Source organism: Cellulomonas sp. NEAU-ZC6 (assembly GCF_056844425.1).
Genome location: NZ_JBXFYH010000002.1, coordinates 1 through 26,725, shown reverse-complemented (window position 1 = coordinate 26,725; position 26,725 = coordinate 1). Strand labels below are relative to the sequence as shown.

The following is a 26,725-nucleotide window of genomic DNA, read 5'->3' as shown; positions in this document are numbered from 1 at the left end:
ACCTACAGCGCAGCCGCGAGCGCCCGCCCCACCGTCCGCCCGGTGAACAGGCAGCCGCCCAGGAAGGTGCCCTCCAGCGCGCGGTAGCCGTGCGCGCCGCCGCCGCCGAACCCGGCCGCCTCGCCCGCCGCGTACAGCCCCGGCACCGGCGCGCCGGCGCGGTCCATCGCCCGGCCGTCCAGGTCCGTCTGGATGCCGCCGAGCGTCTTGCGCGTGATGACCCGCAGCCGCACGGCGATCAGCGGGCCTGCCGCGGGGTCCAGCACCCGGTGCGGCCGCGCGACGCGCAGCAGCCGGTCGCCGCGGTACCGCCGCGCGTTCCGGATGCTCAGCACCTGCGCGTCCTTCGCGTACCCGTTGCGCACCTGCGCGTCGCGCTCCCGGATCTGCCGCTCGATCGCGGCCGGGTCGAGCAGCGGCTCGTCGGTCAGGCGGTTCATCCCCGCCACCAGCTCCCCCACCGAGCCCGCGACCACGAAGTCCTCGCCCTTGTCCTTGAACGCCTCGACCGGCCCCGGCGCCCCGCGGCCGAGCCGGGTCCGCAGCAGCAGCCGGTAGTCCCGGCCGGTGATGTCGGGGTTCTGCTCCGAGCCGGACAGCGCGAACTCCTTCTCGATGATCCGCTGGGTCAGCACGAACCAGGAGTGGTCGTGCTGCTGCAGGTCCGGGTCGGTGCGCAGCAGCCGCAGCGTGCCGACGGTGTCGTGGCCCGGCAGCCCCGGCGAGGGCAGCCGCCGGCCCAGGGCGTCGAACCAGAGCGACGACGGCCCGGGCAGGATCCGGATGCCGTGGTCCGGCCACACCGGGTCCCAGTTCGCGATCCCCTCGGTGTAGTGCCACATCCGGTCGCGGTTGACCAGCCGCACCCCGGCGGCGTCGGCGATGTCGAGCATCCGGCCGTCGACGTACGCGGGCACCCCGGTCAGCATCGTGCGCGGGGGCGTGCCGAGCCGGTCCGGCCACCAGCGGCGCACCAGGTCGTGGTCGCCGCCGATCCCGCCCGTCGCGAGCACCACGGCCTGCGCCGTGAGCGTGAAGTCGTGCACCGGGTCCCGGTTGGACCGTACGCCGCGCGGGGCGTCGTCGTCCGCCAGCACCGTGCCGTGCACCCCGGTGACGGCACCGCCGGTGCGGACCAGCCCGTCCACCCGGTGCCGGAACCTCAGCGTCAGCCGTCCGTCCTGCGCCGCGCTCCGTACCCGGTCGGCGAACGGCTCGCTGATCCCGGTGCCGGTGCCCCACGGGACGTGGAACCGCGGCACCGAGTTGCCGTGCCCGCCGGGCAGGCCGTCACCGCGCTCCGCCCAGCCGACGACCGGCGTGAACCGCACCCCGCGGTCCTGCAGCCACGGCAGCGCGTCACCCGCGGCGAACTCGACGAACGCCCGGCCCCAGCGCACCGCCCACGCGTCCTCGGGCAGGTCGCCGTCCAGCCGGTCCCAGCCCGCGCTGCCCTGCCAGTCGCGCCACGCCAGGTCGAGGGAGTCCCGGACGCCGAACCGCCGCTGCATCGGGCTGTCGACCAGGAAGATGCCGCCGAACGACCAGTAGGCCTGGCCGCCGAGGTTCGCGGCGCTCTCCTGGTCGACCAGCAGCACCCGGTGCCCGGTCCGCACCAGCTCGTCCGCGGCGACCAGCCCGGCCAGGCCACCGCCCACCACGATCACGTCCGCGTCCACGCGCACCCCTCCGCAGCCGGGCGCACGCCCCGTCGCGGCGCCGGTGCTGTGGACTGTAGCGGCCCGCTCAGCCCTGATCGGCCGGGAACCGCTCCGCGCCTGCTTCGGCCAGGTCGACCAGCTCGGACAGCTCCACCGGCGGCTCCTCCCCCGTGGTCGAGAAGCCCACCGCCAGCAGCCGCACGTCATCCAGCGGGACGAGCACGTACCGGCCCCACTCGCCGTCGCTGCGCCGCGTGGTCCAGCCGAGCGCACCGCCGTCCAGGCCCGTCACCGGTTCGATCGAGTAGCCCTCGGCGACGTTCTCCGCGCACAGGTCGGCGCCCGCCTCGTACTGCTCCAGGAGGTAGTCCACCGACCGGGTGTCCTCGGAGAGGTCGATGATGGTCGCCCCGGCGCGGGACTCGTCCTCGAACGTCAGGAACGAGCTGACGACGTCGGCACCGGTGTAGAGCCCCGGGCGCAGGTCGTCGCACCAGGTCCAGCCCGGCGCGAGGGCCCCGCCGTCGTTCTGCGTCGTCGAGACGACGCCGTCGACGTCGTCGCCGTCCAGCAGCACCGGCTCGCTCGCGCAGCCCGACAGCAGCACGGTGGCACCCAGCAGCGCGACAGCCCGCCGGGTCACTTCGCGTACCACGACGTGAAGCCGTCCTTGTAGATCAGGTCGAGCTCCGCGACGCTCAGCAGGGTGCCCAACCGGTCCGCGGCCTCGGCGTGGAACGTCTGCAGGTCCTCGGGCGCGATGCCCTCCAGCGAGACGACCTGACCGCCGGGCGCCCACGTGTCGCGCATGTTCTCCGGGATCTCGACCACGCCCGACTCCGCGAGCGCGAGGTAGGTCGTGATGACCATCTTCTCCCGCCCCAGCTGCGCCGCCCCGGTCTGCTCGTCGCGCACGGCGTCCTCGTTCGAGCCGAACGACTCGGTGATCCGGTCCGCCGGGATCTCCTGCACCTTGCCCCAGGCCGCCTCCCACACCTTCTTCCCGGTCTCCCCCACCACGTCGCCCGCGGCGTCCGCCCCGGGGACGGGGATCAGGCCCACGGCCTCCGACACCAGCCCGGTGAAGACCGCCACCTGCTGGTCCCGTGTCTTGGCGCCCTCGATCGCGATCTCGCCGACCGCGTGCTGCATGTAGCCCTCGAGCTTGGCGGAGTCCGACAGGATCGAACGCAGCGCCTGGTTGTGCGCCTCCGCGCCCTCCATGCCCGGGTGCTGCTCGGCGAAGCTCCCGAGCTGCGCCTGCCGCAGGCCGGCGACACCCTCGGCGATCCGGGCCATGCCGTTCTCGTCGCTGAGCGCCACCCCCAGCAGCCCGTCCAGGTCCACCGCGTCGAGCACGGGGTAGTCGGTCATCGCCGGCAGGTACGGGTTGGTGTCGAAGTCGCGCAGGCGCGCGCCGAGGTCGCCTGCGTCGGCGGCGGCGACGGCCGCTTCCACCGCCGGCATGTAGTGCTTGAGCAGGTCCGCCACCGGCTCGGCGCCCGCTGCGGCGTGGTCGGCGTCGAACCGCGGGTTGTCCGGCAGCAGGTCGAAGAACCGCGACACGAGCATCCCGGTGTCCTCGCCCGCGTCCGCGATGTTCCCCGGATCCGTCCCGATCCCCAGCGCCGCCTCCGCGACGCCCTGGAACCCGTCCCGGCTCCAGTCCCGCTCCGCGAAGTAGAACCCGGCCCGCTCCGGCTCGTCCGTGAAGAACTCGAGCCCCAGCGCGGGGTGCCTGCCCAGCTGCCCCATCGTCGCGCCCATCGGGTCGGGGGTCCGCCCCAGCAGCGACTCGTCCGGGTCGGTGTCCAGGCCGTTGAGCGGCGACCCCGTCCCGGTGTGGTGCATCCACGACTGCACCACGTCGGGGTCGACGGAGCGCTCGAACTCGTCCAGCTGCCAGGCGACGCCGCGGACGAAGTCCTCGCCGTACTCGCCGTCGCGCATCAGGTAGTCGAGGACGGCGGCGTGCATCGGGGTGCTCGGGTAGGTCTCGAAGAAGGCGTCCATCCGGTCGCCGCCGGCGGTGCGCGTCGCCAGCTGCACCAGGTCCTCGCCGAACCGCGTGCCGTCGAACCCCTCCTGCTGCGTGGCGGACTGCAGCCCGGACCGCAGCCCGGCGGCCAGCCTCGCGAGGTTCGGGTCGTCCGAGAAGGACATCACCGAGGCCAGGCCGTCGTAGGTGCCGAGCAGCCCGTCGGCGCCGAGGCGCTGGTACAGCGGCGCCATCACGGCGGGGTCGTCGCCGAGCGCGGCGAGCAGGGTGGCGTACTTCTCGGTCGTCGCCGCGTCGGAGAAGTCCTGGGGGTCGCGGGCCATCCGGTCGAGCGCGTCGGCGATGTGGGCGCCCACCTCGGCCTTCACCTCGGGCGCGACGTGGTCGCCGAGCAGCGGGTACGCCTCGGGGTGGTCCAGCAGGTACTGCACCTGGTCGGCCTCGTCCAGCGCCTCGAAGTCGAGCAGGCGCTGCTGGTCCGCCAGGCTGCCGACGGCGTTGACGTCCGTCGTCGCGGCGGCGGTCAGCGCGGCCGCGAGCGCCTGGTCGGCCGTGTCGGCGTCCGCGAGCGCCGTCTCGATCTGCTCGGCGACCTCCTGCTGCACGGTGCGGGCGTACGCGAGCTCGTCCTCCTCGTCGTCCGCGAACGTGCGGGCGATGCTGACGGCACCGGTGGCGTGGTCGATGTGCAGCCCCTGGGCGCCGCCGCGGCGCATCGCGCCCTCGAGCAGCCGCTTGGCCGCGGTGATGGCGGTGGCCGCGGCGTCGAGCGCGTCGACCACGCCGACGGTCTCGGAGACCTGGGTGGTGAGCAGCCCGGTCAGGCGGTGGTGCTCGGCCCGCGCGGCCGTGGCGTCGGTGAAGGTCCACGAGGCGGGCGGCTTCCCGGACTCGAGGTCGTCGTCCAGGGCGGTGAGCGCGCGGCGGTGCGCGAGGACCGACTCGGCGATCTCGGACAGCCGGGCCGGCTGCCAGGAGGCGAGCTGCGACGGGGAGACCATCAGGACGCCACCGGCCCGAGCCGGTCGAACCGGGTGGCGACGTACTCGTTGGTGCCGGTCCACGAGTCCGCGGACGTCCGCATGGACTGCGCGTGCGTGTCGGCGCTGGTGGCCCAGTGCGCGTAGGAGTCGGCCCAGGCCGTCGCGAGCGCCGATCCGGCCCCGGCGCTGGCGCTGCCCGCGAGCGCCGCGGCCACGTCACCCACCTCGTCCGGGACGTGGTCCCGCACCGTCTGCGCCACCTGCTCCATGGCGTCCGCGGCACCGCGCACGGCCGCGACGTCGATCTCGCTCACAGCTCTCCCCCTGCTCACGTCGGCTTTTCCTCCTGAGACTAGGTGAGACGGCGTACCCGTACCGGCCACACTGGTGCGGTCGTGCCGGTCCGGTCGCGACCTCACCCGTTCGCCCGACCCCCGGAGCCCGCATGCCCGTCCGACCGCCGGTCTCGCACCGCCGCCGCGCCGTCACCGCCCTGCTGACCGCGGCCTGCTGGGCCGTCGTGGCCGCCGGACCCGTGGCGGCCGAGCCGCCGCAGGACGTGCCCGGCGCGGTCACCGACCTGGCCGGCGTGCTCACGCCGACGCAGGAGCGGCAGGTCGCGGACGCCCTGGACGACCTCGCGGACGCCACGCCGTACCAGCTGTTCGTCGTCTACGTGGACGGCTTCGACGGCATGAGCACCCGCGCGTGGGCCGACAGCACGGCGGAGGCCTCCGGGCTCGGCCGGGACGACATCCTGCTGGCGGTCGCGGTGGGCGACCGCCGGTACCAGGTGTCCGTGCAGCAGGACATCGCGCTGTCCGACGCCGCGCTGTCGACGGTCGAGCAGGACGACATCGAGCCCGCGCTGGGCGACGACGACTGGGCAGGTGCTGCGATCGCCGCCGCGGCCGGGTACGAGCGGGCGGCGAACCCGCCGGCGAGCCGCGGCACCGTGGCGTTCCGGGTGCTGCTCGCCCTGGCGGCGGCCGGGCTGCTCGGGTACGGCGGGTACCGCCTGGTGCTCCGGCGCCGCGCCGCCGAGCGGGAGGCGGCGGAGCTCGCGGAGCTGGACGACCGCTCGGCGAGCGCGCTGGTCGCCGCCGACGAGGCCGTGACGGCCGCCGTGCAGGAGGCCGGCTTCATCGAGGCGCAGCTCGGCGCCGTGCACGTCGCGCCGTTCGCCGCCGCCGTCGCCGAGGCCCGGACCGTGCTGGCGGAGGCGTTCCGGGAGCGTCAGCAGCTGGACGACGACCAGGCCGAGCCGGACGCCCGGCGCCGCACGCTGGCGTTCGCGGTGCTGGACGGCTGCGCGCGGGTCGACACGATCCTGGCGGAGCAGCGGGAGACGGTCGACCGGCTGAGGGCGCTGCACGAGCGGGTGCCCCAGGACCTCGCGGCGGCCCGGGAGGAGGCCGGCCGCCTGGCGACGCGGGCGCAGGACACCGGGACGACCACCTGGGAGGCGGTGCGTCGCGGCTACGCCCCGACCGCCATGGCGCACGTGCCCGACGCGGTCGCCGACGCCGCCGGGCTGGCGGCGCAGGCCGCGACCGAGGCGGACGCCGGGCTGGCCGTGCTCGACACCGACCGGCCCGCCGCCGTCGCGCACGCCACGCAGGCCCGTGCGGCGCTCGCCCGTGCGGCCGCGGTCCTGGACTCCCTCGACCAGCAGGCCGCCGACCTCGCCACCGCCCCGCAGCAGATCGACGCCGTGAGCGCGGAGATCGAGGCCGACCTGGCTGACGCGACCCGCCTCGGCGCGGACGGCGAGCCGGTGCGGGCGGCGGTGGCGGTCGCCCGCCGGGAGCAGGACCGCGCGCGCTCGGCCGACGCCGGCCTGGACCCGCTGGCGGTGCTCACGGCGCTGCGCGCGGCCGAGGCCGGCCTGGACCGCGTGCTCGACCCGCTGCGGGCCAGCGAGGCGGCGCGCGCGCACGCCGTCGAGCGGCTGCCCCAGGTGCAGGCCACCGTGCAGGCCCGGATCGCCGCCGTCGAGGCCACGATCGCCCGCGACCGCTGGTCGGTCGGCGCGACCGCCCGCACCCGGCTCGCCGACGCCCAGCGGCTCGCCGTCGCCGGCGAGGTCGCGGTCGGCAGCGACCCCGTCGCCGCGCTCGACGCCCTGCGCGCCGCGGCGGCCCGGGCGGAGGAGGCGCAGCAGGCGGCGCTCGCGGACGTCGACCGGGCGCGCCGACGCCTGGCCGCCGCGCACGACGAGCCGTCCTGGGGCTCGTCGGGCACCCGCACCGGGTGGGGGTCGGGGTCCCGCTCCCGGTCGTCGTCCCGGCGGTCCGGGTCGGCGCCGCGGCGCTCCAGCAGCAGCCGCCGGTCGAGCGCGCCACGACGGTCCGGCGGCAGCAGCGGCCGCCGGGGCGGGGGCGGGCGGTTCTGACCCCGCCGGTCGCGGCGGGCGTCGTCGGCTAGCCCGTCCTGAGCACGTCGGGGAACCGACGAGCCAGCGGTCCGGCGCTGAACCCGTGGACGAGGACGCTGACCAGCACGGTGAGCGAGATGACGGCGACGACCTCCTGGCCCTCGTCACCGAGCCCCTCGAGGGCGAGCAGGGCGAAGATGACCGAGGCGAGGCCACGGGGGCCGAACCACCCGATGAAGGCGACCGGGTACCGGCCGAACCCGGCACCGAGCAACGACAGCGCCACGGGGAGCATCCGCACGAGCGTGAGGCTGAGGGCGGCGTAGGCGAGCACGGTCCAGCTCCACCGCTCCAGGACCACCGGCACGGCGAGGGCGCCGAAGACCAGCCAGCTGATCATGGACGCGAGGTCCCCGGACTGCGCGACGAGGGTGACCTCCTGCTCCCGCCGGTCCCCGGCGACGTTCCCGAAGACCAGCCCCGCGACGAACGCCGCGACGAAGCCGTTGCCGTCGACGAGCAGGGCGAGGGCGTAGGCGAGCAGGGCGAGCGCGAGGACCGCGATCCCGTCGAGCTCGTCGCGCAGCCACCCCAGCTCGCGCGCCCGCCTGGTGCACCAGGCCCCGAGCGCGCCGACCACCGCACCGGCCGCGACCCCGACGAGCAGCGAGAGCACGGCGAGCCCGGGACCTCCTACCCCGGCGATCCCCTCGTCCACCGCGGTCCCCGCGATCGCGACGAGGACGACCGGCGTCACGATGCCGTCGTTGAGCCCGCTCTCGACGTTGAGCGCGCGGCGCACGTCGTCGGGCACGCGGGGGTCGGACATCACGCCCGCGCCGAGGGCGGCGTCGGTCGGCGCGAGGGCGGCACCGACCAGCAGCGCGGGCCACGGGTCCAGGCCGAGGACCACCACCGCGGCACCGGTGCCGAGCGCCACGGTGAGGGGCAGCCCGATCCCGAGCAGGCGGCCGTACGTGCCGAGATCGCGGCGGAACGCCCGCCACCGGACACCGGACGCGTCCCCGAAGAGCACCCAGACCAGCGTCACCTCGGCGATCAGCATGACCAGCTCGGGCTCGGCACCGAGGTCCGGAGCGTCGAACACCTCGGCCAGCACGAAGCCCACCGCCACGAACACGATCGGGGCGGTCAGCCCGGTGCGTCCGAGGCGACCGGCGGACGCGCACCACGCGAAGATCGTGGCGAGAGCCACGCACACCGGCAGGACCTCCATGCGCGACCTTCCCGTCGCCGTGCCGAGGCCGGGGACCCGCTCGACCCCATCAGACCGTGGCCGGCGCCGCGCAGGGTCACCCCGGGTGGGTGAACCCGGGCCCTGGACGCGACGAAGGCCCGGTCATGCCGACCGGGCCTTCGTGGAAGCGGAGACGGTGGGATTTGAACCCACGGAAGGGTTGCCCCTTCACGACCTTAGCAGGGTCGCGCACTAGACCTGGCTATGCGACGTCTCCAGACTGCGCCACAGTACCGGGCACTCACGGCGTCCGCCAAAAGGGCCCGTGAGCGCGGTGGACGTCAGTGCTCGAACCCCCACTCGCGGTCGGTCAGCATGCGCGCCACGGCGAGCCCGACGGACAGCGCGACGACCACCAGCCCGGCCTGCACGCCGTACGCGAGGGCCTGCGTGGTGTCGCCGTTCGACAGGTAGAACACCGCCCGGTAGGCCGAGACGCCGGGCACCATGATGACGACCGCCGGGACCGAGACCGTGATCCGCGGCACGCCCAGCCGCGGCGCCACGTACCCCGCGAGCAGCCCGACCAGCAGCGCGGCACCCGCCGCACCGGCCTGCGGCGCGACGGTCTCCGGCACGTACAGCCGGCCGGTGTTCGCGACCATGCCGACCACGGCCGCGCCGAGCGCCATCCGCCACGGGCTGTTGAACATCAGCGCGAACCCGAGCACGCCGACGAAGCTCGCCAGCATCCGCAGCACCAGCAGCGCGGCGGGCGCGAGGGCGGGAGCGGCCTCGGGGTCCGGCGTCAGCCCGACGGCGATGGACACGCCCCAGACCGCGAGCGCCGCCGAGGTCAGGATCATCAGGGCGTAGGTCAGCCGGGCCAGCCCGGCCGAGAAGTCGAGCTTGGCCAGGTCGAGGCCGCCGGTGACCAGCGGGAACCCCGGCACCAGGAACAGCACCGCGGACACGTACCCGGCGGCGTGCCGCACCTCCGTCGCGCCGAGCTCGTGCAGGACGGACACCAGCCCCAGGTAGGCCAGGCACGCGAGCGCGGCGGCGACCATCGTGACGCCGAACTGGTTGAGCCCGCGGTGCAGCAGCGTGCGCCGGGTGAGCTGGCCGAGCCACGCGGCGACGAACGCGCCGGCCATCTCGACCGGGCCGCCGGCGTTGAGGAAGGCGAACGCGGCGCACGCCACGGCGGCCCAGAGCGCGTTGACGACGTCGGGGTACAGCGGCGGCTTCCGCTCGATCCGGTCCAGCTCGGCGGTGATCTCGTCGACGGTGGCCCGCCGGCCCGAGGCGGCGAGCGAGCCGGCCAGGTGCTCGAGCTCCGCGAGCCGGTCGGCGTTGATGCCGACCGACCGCACCTCCGCGACCTCGGTGCGGAAGCTCGCGCCGCGGTGCGAGGTGGTGGTGATCTCGGTCAGCGTCACGTGGGCGGCGTGCCGGTCGACGCCCAGCGCGTGGGCGATCCGGGCCATCGAGGACTTCACGCGGTAGGAGCCGGTCCCCGCGGACAGGCTGAGCCGGCCGACGCGCAGGGCGACGCCGGACTGGCGGATGAGCTCGAGCTCGTCGTCTCCGGGCTGGGTGGGCACGGCACCCATGATGGAGGGCGCGGGCGCCCCGGACCGGGACGTCGGTCCGCGCCGTCCCCTCGCCGGGATGGTCGTCGCCGGTTACGTTGAGGGCGGCCGGCCGGTCGGGGGAATCGGCGGGCCGGGCCGACCGAGGCGGAGACACGGTGCGCACGACGTCATCTCGCGGGTCCGCTCGACGGCGCGGGGGCCTCGCCGCGCTGGCCGGGCTGCTGCTCGGGTCGCTCGCGGCGCTCGGCCCGGGCGGTCCCGCGCTGGCCGCCCCGGCGGACAACTGCGCCGCCCCGACCCGCACGGTGCTCGGGTCCGCCTCCGGCGCCGCGCTCGACGTCGCCGCCGGCGAGGTCGTGCTGCTGGCCGGTGGCACGCAGGTCGGCGGCGTCAACTCCCTGCCGGCCGGCGCGACGCTGTGCGTGGCCGCGGGCGCGACGCTCGCGCCGGCGTACGTCAACAACGCCGCGGGCAGCCTCTACGTGGCGCCCGGCGGGACGGCGTCGATGCCGGCGATCACGACGAGCACGGGGTTCGTGCTGGACGTCGCCGGAACCGCGACGTTCGCGGGCCTGACGCTGAACGGCCCCGGCACCGTCGCCGTCGCGGCGGGTGCCACGCTCACCGTGACGGGGCCGTTCGTCCCGGCCGCGGGCACGATCGTCAACGACGGGACGCTCGCCCTGCCCGGCGGGGCGACGCTCAACTCCGGCGTCGCGCTGCTCAACAACGGGACGCTCACCGCGAGCGGCACCACGATCGTCGACGGCCCCTTCACCAACGCCGGGACGGCGACGCTCGGCGGCGACCTGGTCGTCAACGGCTCGGGCACCCTGACCAACCTGTGCATCCTGTCGGCGTCCGGCGGCCTGACGAACGCGGGTGCGGCGTCCAGCAGCACCGGGCTGGTCGCGCTGGGCGGCGGGTTCGTCAACCAGGGCGGGTGGCGGCAGGACCCGACGGCGGCCCTCACCGCGACGACGCTCGGCGACGACGGGGCGGTGACCGGCTTCGGCCGGTACGTGTTCAGCGGGGCGACCAGCGTGCAGGGCGGCTTCGACGGCGACTCGGGGATCGTGCCGATCTTCGTCGACGCGCCCGGCACGTTCCCCGCCTCCGGCGCCGGCTCGGTGACCAACGTCGACCAGCGCCCGCTGACGGTGCCCGGCCCCGCGGACTACCCCGCGCCCGACTGCGCGGACCCGGCCGCCCCGGTGTCCGCCGACGTCGCCGTCCGCAAGTCCGGGCCGGCGACCGTCGCGCCCGGTGGCACGGTGACCTACACGATCACCGTGGCCAACTCCGGGCCGGACACCGCGGAGGGCGTCGTCGTCACCGACGTCCTGCCCGGCACGCTCACGGACGTCGTCGCCTCGGACGGCGGCGTCGTCGCCCCGCCGACGGTGACCTGGACGCCCGGCACGCTCGCTCCCGGGGCCGCGGTGACGTTCACGGTCACCGGGATCGCGCCGGCGGACGGCGAGCTGGTGAACACCGCCGGGGCGACGGCGACCACGCCCGACCCCGACACGTCGAACAACGACGGCACCGCCGCCTCCGAGACCGTCACCACCGAGGTCACCCCGACGCCGCCGGTCGTCGGCCCACCCACGGCCGAGGACCTGGTGCGCGAGGGGTACGTCGGCCGGCCCATCGTCTCGGCGGTGGCCGGCAGCAGCCCCGACCCCGACCTGCAGCTGCGGTACAGCACCGCCACCGGCCCGGCGTCCGGGGTCCTCGTGCTGCTGCCGAACGGCCTGTTCGGCTACCTCCCCGCCCCCGGCTTCGTCGGCACGGACACGTTCACCTACGTCGTCTGCGACAACCAGGTCCCCGCGCGGTGCAGCGCCCCGGCGACCGTGACGCTGATCGTGCACCCCCGGGCCGTCGACGACGAGGCGACGACCTTCGTGGACGAGCCGGTCACCATCGACGTGCAGGCCAACGACCCCGCCGGTGCGGTGCTGGCCGGGACCCAGGTCGCCGGGCCGAGCCACGGTCTCGCGACGCTCGACCCGGCCACCGGCACCGTGCTGTACACCCCGGGCCCGGGCTACCTCGGCACCGACGAGCTCACCTACGCCGCCTGCGCCCCCGACGACCCGGCGGACTGCGCGACCGCCGTCGTGACCGTGCGGGTGGACCCGGACAACACGCCGCCCCTGGCACCGCCGCTCGCGCTCGAGACGTCGGTCGGCACCCCGGTCACGGGCGATCCCGGCGTCTCCGACCCCGACGGCGACGCGGTGACGCTGACGTCGGTGTTCGACCCGGAGACCGGCGACGCGACGGTCACCGGCTCGAGCACCACCTACACGCCGCCGCCGGGGTTCGCGGGCCGGGACGCCTACCAGTACACGGTCTGCGACGACGGGATCCCCGTGCTGTGCAGCACCGGGCTCGTGACGGTGCTCGTCGACCCGGTCGCCACCGACGACGACGCGACGACGCCGGCCGGCACGGCGGTCGTCGTCGACGTCGCCGCGAACGACCTCGGCACGGTGCTCGCGCCGGAGGTGACCACGCCGCCCGCGAACGGCACGGTCGCGGTGGTGGACGGGCGGCTCGTGTACACCCCGGCGCCCGGGTTCGCCGGGACGGACACCTTCACATACCAGGTCTGCGCCGCCGACGCCTCACCGGCGTGCGACACCGCGGTGGTGACGGTGCTCGTGACCGCCCCGGACGTGCCCGACGTGCCGGACGTGCCCGACGGTGACGGCGGGACCGGCGGGCCGGACGTCTCCGGCGTCCCCGGGTCGACGGGATCGCCCGGCGGGCGCCTGCCCACCACGGGCGCGGCCGTCGGCGTCCTCGGGGTGCTCGCCCTCGCGCTGGTCGGTGCCGGCGCCACCCTGCGCGCGCGGGTCCGCCGGTCCCTGCCGCACGACTGACCCCGCGATACTGGTCCCGTGCCCGCGACCCCGACCCGCTGCCCCTGCCTGAGCGGCCTGGCCTACGCCGAGTGCTGCGGCCCGCTGCACCGGGGCGAGCGCACCGCCCCGACCGCGGAGGCGCTGATGCGCTCCCGGTACAGCGCGTTCGCGGTCGGGGACGCCGCGTACCTCGTCACGACCTGGCACCGGTCCACCCGGCCCGCCGACGTCGACCTGGACCCCGACGTGCGCTGGCGCCGGCTGGACGTCCTGGCGACGTCGGCGGGCGGGCCGTTCGACACCGCCGGCACCGTCGAGTTCCGCGCCACCTACCGGGACGCCGACGGACCGGGGGCCCTGCACGAGGTGAGCCGGTTCGTCCGCGAGGACGGCGGCTGGTCCTACGTGGACGGCTCGGTGGACCCGGCCTGACGGGCCCGCAGCGCCAGCACTCCCGCGGTGAGCAGGCCGACCGCGACCGCCAGCGCGGCGACCGGGGACGTCCCCGTGCGTGCCAGGCCGGTGCCGTCGGCGACCGCGGCAGGCGGCGCGCCCTCGCCCGCTCCCGGTCCGCCGGCGACGGGATCACCGGCTCCTGCACCGCCCGCTCCGCCACCCGGTCCGCTCGGTCCGCCCAGACCGGGGCCCGGGTCCGGATCGGGCCCCGGCTCCGGGTCGGGCCCCGGCTCCGGGTCCGGATCAGGCCCCGGTCCCGGGTCCGGGTCCGGGTCGGGCCCCGGGTCCGGGTCCGGGTCCGTCGCCGGGACGAGCGGCGCCACCAGCGTGCTGGTCACCGGGACGAGCGGGTCGGCGTGGGCGGGGACGTTCCCGTCCGCGGTCGCCGTGCTGGTCACCTGCCCGGCAGCCACGTCCTCCGCCCGGAGGGGGTACGGCGTCGCCGCGCAGGCGACGACGGCGTCCGGGGCGATCGTGGTCGCGTCGCACGTGACCGTCGGCCCGAGCTCCTCGTGCACCGCCAGGTCGTGGACGTCGACGTCGCCGGCGTTGTGGACCTCGTAGGTGAGCGTCACGACGTCGCCGACCACGACCTGGTCGTGCCCGGCGTCCAGAGCGGCGGCCGTGATCAGGGCGAGCGCCGGGCTGCCCGTGACGGGGACGAGAGCCGTGTCGGCGGCGTGCACCGGCCCCTCCGCGCCGGTCGCCGTGGCCGTCGCGGCGGTGAGCAGCTCGCCGGCCCGGGCGTGCTCCGCCCTGACGACGACCCACGCCCGGCAGACCGCCGACGCCGTCGCGGACCCCGCGGGACCCAGGGCCGGCAGCTCGCACACGGCACCCGGTCCGGCCACGGGGAGGTGCACCTGCACGTCGGTGAGCGGCTCGGCGTCGGTGTTGGTCACGACGAGGTCGATCGGCACCGACGACCCCGTCCGGAACTGCTCGGGGAGCCCGTCGACGTGCGCCACCTGGGCCACCAGGTCGAGCGCGGCCAGCGGCTCGACGGTCCGGATCTCGACGTCCCCGACGAGGTGCACGTTCGTGTAGCCGCCGTTCGACGCCGCGAAGGCGACCTTGACCGTCTCGGGGAGCGGCTCGTCCAGGACGTGGTTCAGGACCTGCTCGTACTGGCCGCGGGTCCCCGTGAAGTCGATCTCGACCGTGACGGACGGGTGGGTCTCGGTGCCGATCGTGACGCGGACGTTGCGCCGGGCCAGGTCGGGGTCGGCGGTGACGACGTCCAGCCGCTGCGTCGTGAGCGAGAGCATCTGCGTCGCGAGCCAGCAGTAGCCCTCGTCACCGGAGCCCGGACCCCGCAGCGAGACGGCGTTGTGGGCGCGACCGTACGGGGACGGCTCGGCGCACCCCGTGCCGCGGCCCTCGTCGTCGTTCGCGAAGTTGCCGTACACGTCGAGCCCCAGGCCGAGGACCCCGCCCGGCACCCCGGGGACGGCCACGCCGGGGCGGTCGGCGTAGCCGAGCTGCGCGTACCCCAGGGAGCCGCCCGTGCCGCCGACGGAGACGAGGTCGAACGCGCCGTCCACCAGGATCACGCCGATGCCGTCCCCCGGCGTCCTCCCCGTGCCGTACTGGTACTGGTCGAACTCCAGCACCAGGCCCACGGACGTCGGCACCGAGCGGTCGAGCGCGACGGCGCCGGCCTGGTCCGCCGAGCCGTCGGTGAGCTGGGCGTAGCCCGGGACGACGCCCGGCGCCGGCGACCCGAGCGTGCGCTCGCAGCCGGCGAGGTCCGACCCGCCCGCCGGCGGTGCCGTCCCGGGGACCGCGCCGGTCAGGCAGGCCGCACCGAGCGCGCGGACGCGCGCGTCCGACACGTCCGCCCCGTCGAACGGCTCCCGCAGCAGCAGCGAGCCCCCCCCCCCCCCCCCCCGCACCGGGGTCCACCGCGGCGGCGGGCAGCACCGGCGACACCACCATCCCGAGCACGGCTGCCGCCGCCCACGCGGCCGTGCGCCGCCGCCGTCCCGCCGAGCTCCGCCTGCGCATCGCCTCGTCCGTCCTCTCTGGCGCGGCCACCCGGCCGTCGTCCGAGCACCGAGTACAGGCAGAGCGGTGGCCGCCACCGACCCGATCAGGTGGCGCGCATGCGAGCGCTGAGTGGCGATCGCCCGGACCCGGGACGACGTTGAGTGGTCCCGCGGCGCACCGCGGGGGTTGCTAGGTGCCATCGGGTCAGCCGTGCGGGTGATCACCCACCCGTGGGTGATCCGACTGTTACGTCCGGTTTCTCCGGGCGTTCACGGCGCGGTCACGGGTGACGGCGAGGGTCGGGGCGGGCGGGTGACCACCCGCTCTGACTCGACAGGGAAGAGACCATGACTCGACGTCCTCCCCGGTGGCTCGCGCTCGCCGGGACCAGCACGATCGCCGCTGCTCTCGCCACGACCGCGGCCGCCCCCGCGATGGCCGCCCCCGCCGACGCCCCCGGGCCGAAGAACATCATCGTGATGATCGGCGACGGCATGGGCTACAACCACATCGACGCCGCCAGCCTCTACGAGCACGGCACCACCTACGCCCAGGTCGCCGTCGACCCGCAGGCGGGCACCATCGAGCACCTGCCGGGCACCGCCTCCCAGGTCTTCCAGCACTTCCCCGTCCAGGTCGCGATGTCGACCCACTCGGCCAACGGGCGCGCCGAGTACGACCCCACGAAGGCCTGGGCCGACTTCGACTGGATCGCCGAGGGCGCCACCGACTCCGCCGCCGCCGGCACCGCGCTGGCCACGGGCGTCAAGACGAACAACGGCATCCTCGGCATCGACCCCGAGGGCAACCGCGTCACGAACGTCGCCGAGCGCGCTGCCGAGCTCGACAAGGCCACCGGCGTCGTCAGCTCCGTGCAGTTCTCGCACGCCACGCCCGCGTCCTGGGGCGCGCACAACGCGAGCCGCAACGACATGACGGGCGTCGCCGCCGAGATGATCGACGGCCCGCTCGACGTGATCATGGGTGCGGGCCACCCCGGGTACGACGACGACCACCAGGCCACCGAGCCGGACTACGCGTCCCTCAGCGAGCGCGACTTCCAGCGCCTGCAGGACGGCCAGACGTCGCGCACCTTCATCGAGGACCGCGCCGGCTTCGAGGCGCTCGCCACGGCCGAGGACGCCCCGGAGCAGGTCTTCGGCCTCGCCCAGGTCGCCACGACGCTGCAGCAGGCGCGCTCGGGCGAGTCCGAGGGCCAGCTGCCCTTCGCGGTCGAGCAGAACGACGTGGCGTCCCTCGAGACGATGACCCGCGGCGCGCTGAACGTGCTCGAGCAGGACGAGGACGGCCTGTTCCTCATGGTCGAGGGCGGCGCGATCGACTGGACCGGCCACGCCAACCAGACCACCCGCAACATCGAGGAGACCCTCGACTTCAACCGCTCGGTCGAGGCGGCCGTCGAGTGGGTCGAGACCGAGTCCTCCTGGGACGAGACGCTGCTGATCGTCACCGCCGACCACGAGACCGGCTACCTGGACGGGTCCGACTCCGACCCCACCTGGACGCCGCTCACCGGCGCCAAGGGCCAGCTGCCCGACGAGGGCTGGTTCTCCGGCAACCACACCAACCAGCTCGTCCCGCTGTTCGCCCAGGGCGCCGGCTCGGAGCTCCTCGCCTCGTACGCCACCGGCACCGACCCGGTCCGCGGCGCGTACCTGGACAACATCGACGTCGCCCGCGTGGCCTTCGAGTCGTGGGGCCGCGAGGACGCGCCCGAGGCCGGCGAGATCCCGCTGACCGCGACCGTGCCGCAGGCCGGCGAGGTCGAGGGCTCCCTCACCATGTCGGTGGCGGACTTCGGCGCGGGCGTCGCCCTCGGCGGCGGCGCGAACGTCGGTGACCGGCTGCGGTTCGGCGGCGCGCTGCCGACCGTCTCCGTGACCGACTCCCGGTCCAACGCCCAGGCGGGCGACGGCGGCTGGACCGTCTCCGGCCAGGCGGAGGACCTGTCGACCGGCTCGCAGGTCCTGCGCGCCGGGCACCTCGGCTGGACCCCGGGGCTGCTGACCACCAAGCCCGGCGTCACCCCCGGCTCGCCGGTCGGCACCGTGCTCGGCGGCGGCACCGGACTCGCCGCCCCGGCGACGCTCGCCACGGCGACGTCCGACGGCCGCCTCGGCACGACCGACCTGACCGCGGAGCTCGCGCTCGAGGTGCCGGTCGACACCCGCGCGGGCGAGTACGCCGGCTCGCTGACGGTGTCGCTCTTCCCGGTCGACTGACGCACCGCTCGACCTGACCCACCCACGCAGGGCCCGGCGAGCCGACGCGGCACGCCGGGCCCTGCACCCGTCCCTTCCCCACACCTCTTCCTGGAGCACCTCGTGCCACGCACCGCCGCCCTCGCCCTGGCCACGGCCCTGCTGCTGACCGCCGCCCCGGCCGTGGCCGCCGTCGACCCGGCCGCCGACCCTGCTGCCGACCCCGCCGCCGCCACCCGGACGACGTGGTCCCTGGAGCCGGCGGTCACCGAGACCGCCGCCGACGCGCGGGTGTCGTTCCGGCACGCCGTCGACCCGGGCGCGGAGGTCGGTGACGCCGTCATGCTCACCAACTTCAGCGACCACCCCGCGACCTTCGACGTCTACGCGGGCGACGGCGTCGTCACCGCCGACGGCCAGTTCGACCTCCCGCCCACCGGCACCGCGCCCGAGGGTGCCGGGACCTGGATCGCGCTCGGCGACGCGGCCGGCACCCTCGGCGAGCCGGGCGCCGTGCAGCGGGTCGAGGTCGGACCGGGGGCCGAGGTGGCCCTGCCGTTCGTCGTCCGGGTGCCCGCCGACGCCACACCCGGCGACCACCCCGCCGGCATCGTCGCCGCCCTGGCCACCGACAGCGCCGACGGCGTCGCCGTGGACAGCCGCGTCGGCGCCCGGCTGCACCTGCGGGTCACCGGGGAGATCGCCCCGGCCCTGGCCGTGCGGGACGTCCGCACCACCTACACGCCGTCGTGGAACCCGTTCGCCCCCGGGACCCTGCGGCTCGACTACACCGTGGCCAACACCGGCAACGTCCGGCTCGGGGCGGCCGCGACCGCCGACGCCGCCGGCCCCTTCGGCGTGGCCGGCGCGTCCGCCACCGGTGCCGCACTGCGCGAGGTGCTACCCGGGCAGACCGCCGGCGGCAGCGTCGAGGTCGAGGCCTGGCCCCTCGTGCGGCTCGCCGGGGACGTCGCCGTGACCCCGTCGGTCGTCGGGGAGGACGAGGTCGACGTCGCGCCGGCCGCTGCCGGTTCGGGCTGGTCCGCGTGGGCCGTGCCGTGGGTGCAGCTCGGGCTGGCGCTCCTGCTCGTCGGGGGCGTGCTCGCGGTGCGCGGGCTGCGGCACCGTCGTGAGGCGGCGACCCGGCAGCGGATCGCGGCGGCCGTCGCCGAGGCGCAGGGGTCCGCCGCCTGATTCACCCGCAGCCGGGCAGGGGTTCGGCGCGGGACGGCCGATCGGGAGGGAAAGCCGTTACCCGATCGAGGACCCCGCCATGTCTCGCCCCCGCCCGCCGCGTGCTGCCTCGCGGACCCTGACCGCCACGATCCTGATCGCCAGCGCCGCGCTGCTGGCGGTCATCGGCCTGGCCCCCGCGTCCGCCTCGGTGGCGGCCACGGTCTCCGACCGGCTCACGTCGGGCCAGTCGCTCGGCGCCGGCGCCTCGCTGGTCGCGGCCTCGGGCGAGCACCGGCTCACGGTCGGCGCCGACGGCGACGTGACGCTGCGGCGGGGGTCCGGACCGGTCCTCTGGCACACGGGCACCACCGGGAACCCGGGCGCGCGGCTCGTGCAGCAGGCGTCCGGCGTGCTCGAGGTCCGCGCACGGTCGGGCGCGACGCTGTGGCGCACGCCGGTCACCTCGCCGGGCGCGCGCTCGATCATCAAGCCGGACGGCGTGCTGTACTCGGTCGACACGGCCGGCCGGCTGGTGTGGAAGTCGACGACGGACGGACCTGCCCTGAAGACGACCGACTCCGACCGTGTCGCCTCCGGGGGGCTGCTGCTGGCGGGCGAGTCCATCGCGGCCGGCGACGTCCGCCTGACCATGCGCGCCGACGGCGACCTGGTGCTCACCCGCGCCGGAGCCACCGTCTGGCGCACGGGCACCGCGACGCGGGGCGCCGTCGCACGGGTCACGGCCGCCGGCGAGCTGCAGGTCGTGTCGGGCACGACCGTGCTCTGGTCGTCCGGCGCGCCCTCGCCCGCCGCGGCGGGCGCGCGCCTGGTCGTCAAGGACCACGCGCGGATCTACGTGATCTCCACGGCCGGGGCGAGCCTCTGGTCCACCGCCACCCCGACCGGCGAGCGCGTGCCGGCCGTCGTCACCCTGCCGCTGCCCGCCGCCCTCCCGGTCGCCCCCCGCCCTGGTGCCGGCCCGGGCACCCGCCCCGACGCCGGCGGGTCCGGCGAGCAGCTGCACCGGACCGTCCTGCAGGGCGCCCCGCAGTACGCCGACCCCGCCTCCGACCTGGCGCGCGCCGCGGCCACCGCCGCCGCCGGGGGCCGGGCCACCGACGCCGCGCTGCTGACCAAGGCCGCCTCCGGCGGCGCCGCGCGGTGGCTCGGCCCGGCCGACGGCACCACCGCGGTGCGCGCGTACGCCACCGCCGCGACCGCCGCGGGCCGCACGCCGGTCCTGGTCACCTACGCCATCCCGAACCGGGACTGCGGCAGCTACTCCGCCGGCGGGTTCCCCACGGCCGCCGGCTACCGCGCCTGGGTCGACTCGGTCGCTGCGGGCCTGCGGGGCTCGCGCGCGGTCGTCGTCGTCGAACCGGACGCCCTGCTGCACCTGGACCGGTGCGGGAACCGGGACGAGCGGCTCGCGCTGCTCCGGGACTCGGTCGAGGCCTACGTCGCCGCGGGCGCCGAGGTCTACCTCGACGCCGCCAGCAGCAACAGCTTCGGCTGGAGCGCCGACCAGCTGCGCGAGATGGCGCTGCGGCTGCGGGCGGCCGGCGTCGACCGCGCCGCGGGCTTCGCCACCAACGTCTCGAACTTCCAGCGCACCGACCACGAGGTCGCGTACGGCACCTACCTGTCGGCACTGCTCGGCGGTGCGGCGTTCGTCGTCGACACCTCGCGCAACGGCGCCGGACCCCTAGCTGGCCCGGAGGGCACGGTGTGGTGCAACCCCGAGGGGCGCGCCCTCGGCCCGGCCCCCGCTGCGACGGGCACCGGCGGCCCGCACGTGGCGAACCTGTGGATCAAGACGGTCGGCCGCTCGGACGGCACCTGCAACGGTGGTCCGGCCGCCGGCACCTACTGGGAGTCGTACGCCCTCGGCCTGGCGGCCCGCGCCACCTGGTGACCTCGGCGCCGCCCGTCGCCTCCCCGCTGATCAAGCCGGGCGGCGACGGGCGCTGACCCTCAGGTGACCGGCAGTGGATCTCGACGGCGCACCGGGACCCTCCGCGCCAGGGCCACGCGGTGACGGAGCCCCGTGCCGGCGCGGAAGCACAGCCGACCCGGTAGGTCGGAGCGATCCGCAGGGCGCCCGAGCACCCGTTCCGTACCCCTGGCTCCAGCCACTGGGAGACGGCCACACCCGGCAGCGACGCCGGGGACCGTCGTGACTCCCGCCGCGTCGAGCCGCGAACCGCCGAGATGGCAGAACCGGCCTGTGCGGCGGGCCCTCGCGCAGGCGCGAAGTGCCATCTCGGCACCCGGGCACGCGAGGACGAGCGGGTCGATCTGACGATGCGGGGCGACGGCCACGTGGTGGGACAGGGCGCGTGCGTCGTCAGCACGGCTACGACCCGTGCGCCGCCTCGGGGCGCAGCAGCGCGTACGGCACGCGGGCCTGGGCATCGGCGCGACCGCGCAGGCGCGACCCCGCGGCAGCCACGCGGACCTGGCCATCGGCATCGGCACAGGCGCGACCATCCGCAGGGCCCCACCGCGCGTCTGGCACATGAGCCCGGGCATCGGCGCGACCGCACCGAGCGCCTACGTACCGCCCCGAGCGAGAACGTGGCCGTCCGAGCCCTCAGAGGTGACCGTGGCTGCCGCTCGTCGTCGAGGGCGGCGATGATGCGGGATCTCGTCCGGCCGCGGCTCGTCGAGGTGGCAGAACCGGCCTGCGTGGCAGGGCCGACGCACAGGCGCGCGTTGTCATCTCGGCGCCCGGGGAGCTGCGGGGGCATGCGTGCACGGGTGCGTGCGCGGGCCGGGAAATGTTCCGGGAAACACGAAGAGCCACCCCTTGCGGGGTGGCTCTTCGTGAATGGATGTCCGGCGGCGTCCTACTCTCCCACACCCTGGCGAGTGCAGTACCATCGGCGCTGAAGGGCTTAGCTTCCGGGTTCGGAATGGGACCGGGCGTTTCCCCTTCGCTATGACCGCCGTAACTCTGTCGAACTGTCAAAGCACATACCTGACGGCAGGGTGCTCGTGGTTCGGGAACCGCACAGTGGACGCGTAGCAACACAAAGTGTTGTGGTGAAGTTGTCGGCTTATTAGTACCGGTCAGCTGCGGCAGTCTTGCGTCCTGCCTTCCACATCCGGCCTATCTACCCGGTGGTCTAGCCGGGAGCCTCTCACCCCTCGAGGGGGCGTGGAAACCTCATCTTGAAGCAGGCTTCCCGCTTAGATGCTTTCAGCGGTTATCCCTTCCGAACGTAGCCAACCAGCCGTGCTCCTGGCGGAACAACTGGCACACCAGAGGTTCGTCCGTCCCGGTCCTCTCGTACTAGGGACAGCCCTTCTCAAGTTTCCTGCGCGCGCAGCGGATAGGGACCGAACTGTCTCACGACGTTCTAAACCCAGCTCGCGTACCGCTTTAATGGGCGAACAGCCCAACCCTTGGGACCTACTCCAGCCCCAGGATGCGACGAGCCGACATCGAGGTGCCAAACCATGCCGTCGATATGGACTCTTGGGCAAGATCAGCCTGTTATCCCCGGGGTACCTTTTATCCGTTGAGCGACGGCGCTTCCACAAGCCACCGCCGGATCACTAGTTCCGACTTTCGTCCCTGCTCGACCTGTCAGTCTCACAGTCAAGCTCCCTTGTGCACTTGCACTCGCCACCTGATTGCCAACCAGGCTGAGGGAACCTTTGAGCGCCTCCGTTACATTTTAGGAGGCAACCGCCCCAGTTAAACTACCCATCAGGCACTGTCCCTGATCCGGATCACGGACCGAGGTTAGATATCCAGAGCGACCAGAGTGGTATTTCAACGTTGACTCCACCGACACTGGCGTGCCGGCTTCACAGTCTCCCACCTATCCTACACAAGCCGCACCGAACACCAATACCAAACTATAGTAAAGGTCCCGGGGTCTTTCCGTCCTGCTGCGCGTAACGAGCATCTTTACTCGTAGTGCAATTTCGCCGAGTTCGCGGTTGAGACAGCGGGGAAGTCGTTACGCCATTCGTGCAGGTCGGAACTTACCCGACAAGGAATTTCGCTACCTTAGGATGGTTATAGTTACCACCGCCGTTTACTGGGGCTTAAATTCTGAGCTTCGCCTTGCGGCTGACCCGTCCTCTTAACCTTCCAGCACCGGGCAGGCGTCAGTCCGTATACATCGTCTTGCGACTTCGCACGGACCTGTGTTTTTAGTAAACAGTCGCTTCCCCCTGGTCTCTGCGGCCCTCCACGCTTCCCGGGCAAGCCGGTACACGCTTCAGGCCCCCCTTCTCCCGAAGTTACGGGGGCATTTTGCCGAGTTCCTTAACCACGATTCTCTCGATCGCCTTGGTATTCTCTACCTGATCACCTGAGTCGGTTTAGGGTACGGGCGGCTAGAACCTCGCGTCGAAGCTTTTCTCGGCAGCATAGGATCACCCAATCATCCAGCATACGCTGTCACCATCGGTTCTCAGGCTATGTGAGTGGCGGATTTGCCTACCACTCGCCCTACGGCCTTGGACGTGGACTACCATCGCCACGCTGGGCTACCTTCCTGCGTCACTCCTGTTAATACGCTTACCTACTACCGGATCGGGTCACGCGCTCCCCGCCGCGGTGACTCCCGAAGGAGTCGGTGCGGCGGCTCGGGCGTTTAGCATCACCGGGCTCGGTATGGGCGGTTCTTCGCCGGTACGGGAATATCAACCCGTTGTCCATCGACTACGCCTGTCGGCCTCGCCTTAGGTCCCGACTTACCCAGGGCGGATTAGCCTGGCCCTGGAACCCTTGATCATTCGGCGGACGGGTTTCTCACCCGTCATTCGCTACTCATGCCTGCATTCTCACTCGTGTGGCGTCCACCACTGGGTTACCCCGCAGCTTCACCCGCCACACGACGCTCCCCTACCCATCCACACGGCTGGACCACGAAGGCCTGCCTGAAATGTGAATGCCACAGCTTCGGCGGTATACTTGAGCCCCGCTACATTGTCGGCGCGGAATCACTTGACCAGTGAGCTATTACGCACTCTTTCAAGGGTGGCTGCTTCTAAGCCAACCTCCTGGTTGTCTGTGCAACTCCACATCCTTTCCCACTTAGCATACGCTTAGGGGCCTTAGCTGGTGGTCTGGGCTGTTTCCCTCTCGACTACGGAGCTTATCCCCCGCAGTCTCACTGCCACGCTCTCACTTACCGGCATTCGGAGTTTGGCTAACGTCAGTAACCTGGTGGGGCCCATCGGCTATCCAGTAGCTCTACCTCCGGCAAGAAACACGTGACGCTGCACCTAAATGCATTTCGGGGAGAACCAGCTATCACGAAGTTTGATTGGCCTTTCACCCCTAACCACAGGTCATCCCCCCGGTTTTCAACCCAGGTGGGTTCGGTCCTCCACGCGGTCTTACCCGCGCTTCAACCTGCCCATGGCTAGATCACTTCGCTTCGGGTCTAGAGCACGCGACTGTATCGCCCTATTCGGACTCGCTTTCGCTACGGCTTCCCCACACGGGTTAACCTCGCCACGTACCACTAACTCGCAGGCTCATTCTTCAAAAGGCACGCCGTCACCCCTGCTAGGGAGGCTCCGACGGATTGTAGGCACACGGTTTCAGGTACTATTTCACTCCCCTCCCGGGGTACTTTTCACCTTTCCCTCACGGTACTTGTCCGCTATCGGTCACTAGGTAGTATTTAGGCTTAGCAAGTGGTCTTGCCAGATTCACACGGGATTTCTCGGGCCCCGTGCTACTTGGGATCCCCTTCGGGAGGCCACGTCATTTCGTCTACGGGGGTACCACCCTCTGTGCCGGGCCTTTCAATGCCCTTCGACTATAACGCGGCTTTCTGACTCCCTGACGGATCGGCAGATCCATCGGAAAGGTCCCACAACCCCGTACACGCAACGCCTGCCGGCTTGGCACGCATACGGTTTGGCCTCATCCGCTTTCGCTCGCCACTACTCACGGAATATCTCTTCCTGCCGGTACTGAGATGTTTCACTTCCCGGCGTTCCCTCCACACACCCTATATATTCAGGTGCGGGTCACACGACATGACTCGTGCGGGGTTTCCCCATTCGGACATCCTCGGATCACGGTTCGTTTGCCAACTCCCCGAGGCTTATCGCAGGCTACAACGTCCTTCTTCGGCTCCTAGTGCCAAGGCATCCACCCTGTGCCCTTAAAAACTTGACCACAAAGACATTACTTTAAAAGATGCTCGCGTCCACTGTGCAGTTCTCAAACAACGAACGATCCCCAGGTCTTCCGCCGGCGCCTGCCCCCACCAGCTGGTGTGAGCGGTTCGACCGACCGACCGGGCCCGTCATGAAGCAACACCCCCAAAGCGGGCTGTTCCCTCAGGACCCAACAGCGTGCCCAGGCGACCCGACCAGATCAGCGGTGCGAGGTTCCGACCACCCGAAGGCGGAGTACTGACGCGATGCCGACCCAGCAAGAGGTCGCCGTAGTTGATGTTCCACCCGTGAGCACCACCCCGAACGCGTACGGTCCGGGCCTGGTCTCTGCACACCCTGCACCAGGCAGAGCGTCAGAAGCTCCTTAGAAAGGAGGTGATCCAGCCGCACCTTCCGGTACGGCTACCTTGTTACGACTTAGTCCCAATCGCCAGTCCCACCTTCGACGGCTCCCCCCACAAGGGTTGGGCCACCGGCTTCGGGTGTTACCGACTTTCGTGACTTGACGGGCGGTGTGTACAAGGCCCGGGAACGTATTCACCGCAGCGTTGCTGATCTGCGATTACTAGCGACTCCGACTTCATGGGGTCGAGTTGCAGACCCCAATCCGAACTGAGACCGGCTTTTTGGGATTCGCTCCACCTCGCGGTATCGCAGCCCTTTGTACCGGCCATTGTAGCATGCGTGAAGCCCAAGACATAAGGGGCATGATGATTTGACGTCATCCCCACCTTCCTCCGAGTTGACCCCGGCAGTCTCCTATGAGTCCCCGGCATGACCCGCTGGCAACATAGGACGAGGGTTGCGCTCGTTGCGGGACTTAACCCAACATCTCACGACACGAGCTGACGACAACCATGCACCACCTGTACACCGACCTTGCGGGGCAACCATCTCTGGAAGTTTCCGGTGTATGTCAAGCCTTGGTAAGGTTCTTCGCGTTGCATCGAATTAATCCGCATGCTCCGCCGCTTGTGCGGGCCCCCGTCAATTTCTTTGAGTTTTAGCCTTGCGGCCGTACTCCCCAGGCGGGGCACTTAATGCGTTTGCTGCGGCACGGAACTCGTGGAATGAGCCCCACACCTAGTGCCCAACGTTTACGGCATGGACTACCAGGGTATCTAATCCTGTTCGCTCCCCATGCTTTCGCTCCTCAGCGTCAGTTGCGGCCCAGTGACCTGCCTTCGCCATCGGTGTTCCTCCTGATATCTGCGCATTCCACCGCTACACCAGGAATTCCAGTCACCCCTACCGCACTCTAGTCTGCCCGTACCCACTGCAAGCCCGAGGTTGAGCCTCGAGTTTTCACAGCAGACGCGACAAACCGCCTACGAGCTCTTTACGCCCAATAATTCCGGACAACGCTTGCGCCCTACGTATTACCGCGGCTGCTGGCACGTAGTTAGCCGGCGCTTCTTCTGCAGGTACCGTCACTTGCGCTTCTTCCCTGCTGAAAGAGGTTTACAACCCGAAGGCCTTCATCCCTCACGCGGCGTCGCTGCATCAGGCTTGCGCCCATTGTGCAATATTCCCCACTGCTGCCTCCCGTAGGAGTCTGGGCCGTGTCTCAGTCCCAGTGTGGCCGGTCGCCCTCTCAGGCCGGCTACCCGTCGTCGCCTTGGTGGGCCACTACCCCACCAACAAGCTGATAGGCCGCGAGTCCATCCCTGACCGATAAATCTTTCCAGACACTTCGGATGCCCGAGCGTCTCGTATCCGGTATTAGACCTCGTTTCCAAGGCTTATCCCAGAGTCAGGGGCAGGTTACTCACGTGTTACTCACCCGTTCGCCACTGATCCACCCAGCAAGCTGGGCTTCACCGTTCGACTTGCATGTGTTAAGCACGCCGCCAGCGTTCGTCCTGAGCCAGAATCAAACTCTCCGTTGATGTCTACATGGCAACCACCACCCGAAGGCAGCAGTCCACCGACACACGAAACGACCACCCCCACGCTGACGAAGGGGCAGCCAGTTCAACATGGCTGTGCGGGCCGACCCAGACGGAGCAGGGCCAGACCCACGACACCAAAAAA

At 72.5% G+C, this 26,725-nt stretch carries 13 protein-coding genes, 1 tRNA gene and 3 rRNA genes; 6 read left to right on the top strand and 11 right to left on the bottom strand.

All coding sequences use genetic code 11. From position 1 onward, the window contains the following. Positions 1-2 precede the first annotated feature (2 nt). From AC1050_RS10150 to AC1050_RS10135, 4 genes are all read right to left on the bottom strand, one after another. Positions 3-1,679, bottom strand: a complete 1,677-nt coding sequence (locus tag AC1050_RS10150; protein ID WP_482387287.1) for an FAD-binding dehydrogenase — start codon at positions 1,677-1,679, stop codon at positions 3-5. Between the two features lie 67 nt (positions 1,680-1,746). Then, positions 1,747-2,304 (bottom strand): hypothetical protein, encoded by a 558-nt coding sequence (locus AC1050_RS10145; RefSeq protein ID WP_482387286.1) that lies wholly within the window; start codon positions 2,302-2,304, stop codon positions 1,747-1,749. Next, entirely contained in the window at positions 2,301-4,661 is a 2,361-nt protein-coding gene (locus AC1050_RS10140) for a hypothetical protein (RefSeq protein ID WP_482387285.1), read from the bottom strand. Before AC1050_RS10140 ends, AC1050_RS10145 begins: the two co-directional genes overlap by 4 nt. After that, the gene (locus AC1050_RS10135; RefSeq protein ID WP_482387284.1) at positions 4,661-4,957 is read right to left on the bottom strand and encodes a hypothetical protein; all 297 of its coding nucleotides are present in this window, start codon (positions 4,955-4,957) and stop codon (positions 4,661-4,663) included. The genes AC1050_RS10140 and AC1050_RS10135 overlap by 1 nt, the downstream gene beginning before the upstream one ends. A 131-nt stretch (positions 4,958-5,088) precedes the next feature. Between AC1050_RS10135 and AC1050_RS10130 the strand changes: the two genes are divergently transcribed. Next, positions 5,089-7,038, top strand: a complete 1,950-nt coding sequence (locus AC1050_RS10130; RefSeq protein WP_482387283.1) for a TPM domain-containing protein — start codon at positions 5,089-5,091, stop codon at positions 7,036-7,038. A gap of 28 nt (positions 7,039-7,066) precedes the next feature. Here the strand turns inward: AC1050_RS10130 and AC1050_RS10125 are convergent, their stop codons facing one another. The 3 genes from AC1050_RS10125 to AC1050_RS10115 form a co-directional block, all read right to left on the bottom strand. Beyond that, positions 7,067-8,257 (bottom strand): cation:proton antiporter, encoded by a 1,191-nt coding sequence (locus AC1050_RS10125; RefSeq protein ID WP_482387282.1) that lies wholly within the window; start codon positions 8,255-8,257, stop codon positions 7,067-7,069. A gap of 149 nt (positions 8,258-8,406) precedes the next feature. Beyond that, a tRNA-Ser gene (locus tag AC1050_RS10120) sits at positions 8,407-8,495 on the bottom strand. A 64-nt stretch (positions 8,496-8,559) separates the two neighbouring features. Beyond that, positions 8,560-9,825 carry a threonine/serine exporter family protein gene (locus AC1050_RS10115; protein ID WP_482387281.1) on the bottom strand — a complete coding sequence of 422 codons (1,266 nt, stop codon included), beginning with the start codon at positions 9,823-9,825 and terminating at the stop codon, positions 8,560-8,562. Positions 9,826-9,971: 146 nt separating this feature from the next. Between AC1050_RS10115 and AC1050_RS10110 the strand changes: the two genes are divergently transcribed. Next, positions 9,972-12,710 (top strand): Ig-like domain-containing protein, encoded by a 2,739-nt coding sequence (locus AC1050_RS10110; RefSeq protein WP_482387280.1) that lies wholly within the window; start codon positions 9,972-9,974, stop codon positions 12,708-12,710. A gap of 18 nt (positions 12,711-12,728) precedes the next feature. After that, positions 12,729-13,124: a YchJ family protein gene (locus AC1050_RS10105; protein ID WP_482387279.1), complete on the top strand. Its 396-nt coding sequence runs from the start codon at positions 12,729-12,731 to the stop codon at positions 13,122-13,124. Here AC1050_RS10105 and AC1050_RS10100 read toward each other — a convergent pair. After that, positions 13,094-14,983 (bottom strand): DUF7507 domain-containing protein, encoded by a 1,890-nt coding sequence (locus tag AC1050_RS10100; protein WP_482387278.1) that lies wholly within the window; start codon positions 14,981-14,983, stop codon positions 13,094-13,096. The two genes, AC1050_RS10105 and AC1050_RS10100, sit on opposite strands and share 31 nt — an antisense overlap. A 501-nt stretch (positions 14,984-15,484) precedes the next feature. Between AC1050_RS10100 and AC1050_RS10095 the strand changes: the two genes are divergently transcribed. From AC1050_RS10095 to AC1050_RS10085, 3 genes are all read left to right on the top strand, one after another. Next, positions 15,485-17,380: an alkaline phosphatase gene (locus AC1050_RS10095; RefSeq protein ID WP_482387277.1), complete on the top strand. Its 1,896-nt coding sequence runs from the start codon at positions 15,485-15,487 to the stop codon at positions 17,378-17,380. Positions 17,381-17,482: 102 nt separating this feature from the next. After that, the gene (locus AC1050_RS10090) at positions 17,483-18,553 is read left to right on the top strand and encodes a hypothetical protein (RefSeq protein ID WP_482387276.1); all 1,071 of its coding nucleotides are present in this window, start codon (positions 17,483-17,485) and stop codon (positions 18,551-18,553) included. Positions 18,554-18,632: 79 nt separating this feature from the next. Then, positions 18,633-20,450: a glycoside hydrolase family 6 protein gene (locus tag AC1050_RS10085; protein WP_482387275.1), complete on the top strand. Its 1,818-nt coding sequence runs from the start codon at positions 18,633-18,635 to the stop codon at positions 20,448-20,450. Between the two features lie 921 nt (positions 20,451-21,371). Here AC1050_RS10085 and rrf read toward each other — a convergent pair. The 3 genes from rrf to AC1050_RS10070 form a co-directional block, all read right to left on the bottom strand. Then, positions 21,372-21,488, bottom strand: a 5S ribosomal RNA gene (rrf, locus tag AC1050_RS10080). Positions 21,489-21,577: 89 nt separating this feature from the next. Continuing rightward, a 23S ribosomal RNA gene (locus tag AC1050_RS10075) occupies positions 21,578-24,689 on the bottom strand. A gap of 370 nt (positions 24,690-25,059) precedes the next feature. Further along, positions 25,060-26,580: ribosomal RNA gene (locus AC1050_RS10070) — 16S ribosomal RNA — on the bottom strand. Together the 16S, 23S and 5S rRNA genes form the textbook arrangement of a ribosomal RNA operon. Between the last annotated feature and the right edge of the window lie 145 nt (positions 26,581-26,725).